This is a genomic window from Pseudomonas sp. B6001, assembly GCF_013386015.1.
GTDB lineage: Bacteria > Pseudomonadota > Gammaproteobacteria > Pseudomonadales > Pseudomonadaceae > Aquipseudomonas.
Map to the genome: position 1 here is coordinate 2,791 of NZ_JACAOX010000063.1, position 2,910 is coordinate 5,700.

The following is a 2,910-nucleotide window of genomic DNA, read 5'->3' on the forward strand; positions in this document are numbered from 1 at the left end:
GGCAAGCCCGGCTCCCACATTTTATTTAATCGGCAAACACCATCTCCCGCGTTTCCCCCATCAACAACGGCTGATTCTGCTCCGTCACCTCACGGATGTAATCCCACAGCAGGGTGATCCGTTTCAACTTCCTCAAGTCCTCGCGGCAGTACATCCAGAACTGCCGCGTGATATTGATCTCCTTGCCCAGCACCGGCAGCAACCGCGGGTCCTGTGCCGCCAAAAAGCACGGCAGGATCGCCAGCGAGCGCCCTTGCTGCGCCGCCACATACTGCGCAATCACGCTGGTGCTGCGCAAACTGGCGCTGGCGCCGGGCACCACATTGGCCAGGTACAGCAGCTCCGAACTGAACGCTAAATCATCCACGTAGCTGATAAACGGATGCTCGGCCAGGTCCGCTGCCCGGCGGATGGGCGGGTGCTGGTCCAGGTATTCCTGCGTCGCGTACAGCTGCAGCTTGTAGTCGCACAGCTTGCAGCACACGTACGGCCCATGCTCCGGCCGTTCCAGGGCGATGACGATATCCGCCTCGCGCTTGGACAGGCTGATGAAGTGGGGCAGGGGCAGGATGTCCACCGAGATCGCCGGGTAGGTGTCGACGAAGTGGCTCAGTTGCGGGGTAACGAAGAAGCTGCCGAACCCTTCGGTACAGCCCATGCGCACGTGGCCGGACAGCGCCACGCCGGAGCCGGAGACCTGTTCGCAGGCCATGTGCAACGTGCTTTCGATGGACTCGGCGTAACCCAGCAGGCGCTGGCCTTCGGTGGTCAATACGAAGCCGTTGGTCCGGGATTTTTCAAACAGGAGAGTGCCCAAGGATCCTTCAAGGGAGGTAATGCGCCGCGACACCGTGGTGTAGTCCACCGCCAGGCGCTTGGCGGCGACGCTGGCCTTGCGGGTACGCGCGACTTCGAGGAAAAACTTCAGGTCATCCCAGTTCAGGGAGCCCAGTGACGTGATGTTTTTTTGCATATTGGACCGGCTTTTATGTGCGTTCTTATTAGAAGTTTGCACATCTATACTCCAAAAACAGTCCGAACGCCTCATCCTCAAGGCGATTCAACGCCTTGGTTCTCTGCATACCTACAAGAATTGGAGACCACATGAACGCATCTGCCGATATTTCCGTAAAACAGGTCAAGCTGCTGATCAACGGCGAGTGGGTCGAATCCAGGACCACCGAATGGCAAGACATCGTCAACCCCGCTACCCAGCAAGTGCTGGCCCGCGTACCGTTTTCCACCCCTGAAGAAGTCAACGCTGCCATCGACGCCGCCCATCGCGCCTTCCAGACCTGGAAGCTGACGCCGATCGGTGCACGCATGCGCATCATGCTCAAGCTGCAAGCCTTGATCCGCGAGCACTCCAAGCGCATCGCCGTGGTCCTGAGTGCCGAGCAGGGCAAGACCATTGCCGACGCTGAAGGCGACATTTTCCGTGGCCTGGAAGTGGTCGAGCACGCGTGCTCCATCGGCACCCTGCAGATGGGCGAATTCGCTGAAAACGTCGCCGGCGGTGTGGATACCTACACCCTGCGCCAGCCGATCGGCGTGTGCGCCGGCATCACCCCGTTCAACTTCCCGGCAATGATTCCGCTGTGGATGTTCCCGATGGCCATTGCCTGCGGTAACACGTTCGTACTCAAGCCATCGGAACAGGACCCGCTGTCGACCCTGCTGCTGGTTGAACTGGCGCTGGAAGCCGGGGTGCCAGCCGGCGTGCTGAACGTGGTTCACGGCGGCAAGGACGTGGTGGATGCGCTGTGCACCCACAAAGATATCAAGGCCGTGTCCTTCGTCGGTTCGACCGCCGTGGGGACTCACGTCTACGACCTCGCCGGTAAACACGGCAAGCGCGTGCAATCCATGATGGGCGCCAAGAACCACGCCGTGGTGCTGCCGGATGCCAATCGCGAACAAACCCTGAACGCCCTGGTCGGCGCGGGTTTCGGTGCGGCGGGTCAGCGTTGCATGGCAACTTCCGTGGTGGTGCTGGTAGGCGCGGCCAAGCAATGGCTGCCGGACCTCAAGGCCCTGGCGCAAAAGCTCAAGGTGAACGCCGGCAGCGAAGCCGGTACCGATGTGGGTCCGGTTATCTCCAAGCGCGCCAAGGCACGCATTCTCGACCTGATCGAAAGCGGCGTAAAAGAAGGTGCCAAGCTGGAGCTGGATGGCCGCGGCATCAAGGTGCCGGGTTTCGAGGACGGCAATTTCGTCGGCCCGACGTTGTTCTCCGGCGTGACCACCGACATGCAGATCTACACCCAGGAAATCTTCGGCCCGGTGCTGGTGGTGCTGGAAGTCGACACCCTCGACCAAGCCATCGCCCTGGTCAACGCCAACCCGTTCGGCAACGGCACCGGCCTGTTCACCCAGAGCGGCGCGGCGGCGCGTAAATTCCAGAGCGAAATCGATGTGGGCCAGGTCGGCATCAACATCCCGATCCCCGTGCCGGTTCCGTTCTTCAGCTTCACCGGTTCCCGTGGTTCGAAACTCGGCGACCTGGGCCCGTACGGCAAGCAAGTGGTGCAGTTCTACACCCAGACCAAAACCGTCACCAGCCGCTGGTTCGACGACGACAGCGTCAACGATGGCGTCAACACCACCATCAACCTGCGCTGATCAAGGAGACGACCATGAAGATTGCATTTATCGGCCTGGGCAACATGGGCGCGCCGATGGCGCGCAACCTGATCAAGGCTGGCCATGCGCTGAACCTGTTCGACCTGAACCAGACCGTGCTCAAGGAACTGGCGGAACTGGGCGGCACCATCAGCGCTTCACCGCGCGCGGCAGCCGAAGGCGCCGAGTTGGTGGTGACCATGCTCCCGGCTGCGGCCCATGTGCGCAGTGTGTGGCTCGGTGAAGACGGCGTGCTCGCCGGCATCGGCAAAGGCGTGCCGGCGGTGG

2 protein-coding genes and 1 pseudogene (1 of these 3 only partly in view) are annotated in these 2,910 nt (G+C 61.4%); 2 read left to right on the forward strand and 1 reads right to left on the reverse strand.

Annotated elements, in window-relative coordinates; translation table 11 throughout:
• Positions 1-25 precede the first annotated feature (25 nt).
• On the reverse strand, positions 26-973 hold the full coding sequence (locus HX821_RS31560) for a LysR family transcriptional regulator (protein WP_177037391.1): 948 nt from the start codon (positions 971-973) through the stop codon (positions 26-28).
• A gap of 131 nt (positions 974-1,104) precedes the next feature.
• Here HX821_RS31560 and HX821_RS31565 point away from each other — a divergent pair, with 131 nt between their 5' ends.
• Positions 1,105-2,622 carry a CoA-acylating methylmalonate-semialdehyde dehydrogenase gene (locus HX821_RS31565; RefSeq protein WP_008430611.1) on the forward strand — a complete coding sequence of 506 codons (1,518 nt, stop codon included), beginning with the start codon at positions 1,105-1,107 and terminating at the stop codon, positions 2,620-2,622.
• A gap of 14 nt (positions 2,623-2,636) precedes the next feature.
• Positions 2,637-2,910: pseudogene (gene mmsB / locus HX821_RS31570) on the forward strand (3-hydroxyisobutyrate dehydrogenase) (it continues 580 nt past the right edge of the window).

Coding starts and splice junctions, on each gene's coding strand:
- HX821_RS31565 (WP_008430611.1), top strand. CDS start 1,105: ATGAACGCATCTGCCGATATTTCCGTAAAACAGGTCAAGCTGCTGATC.
- HX821_RS31560 (WP_177037391.1), bottom strand. CDS start 973: ATGCAAAAAAACATCACGTCACTGGGCTCCCTGAACTGGGATGACCTG.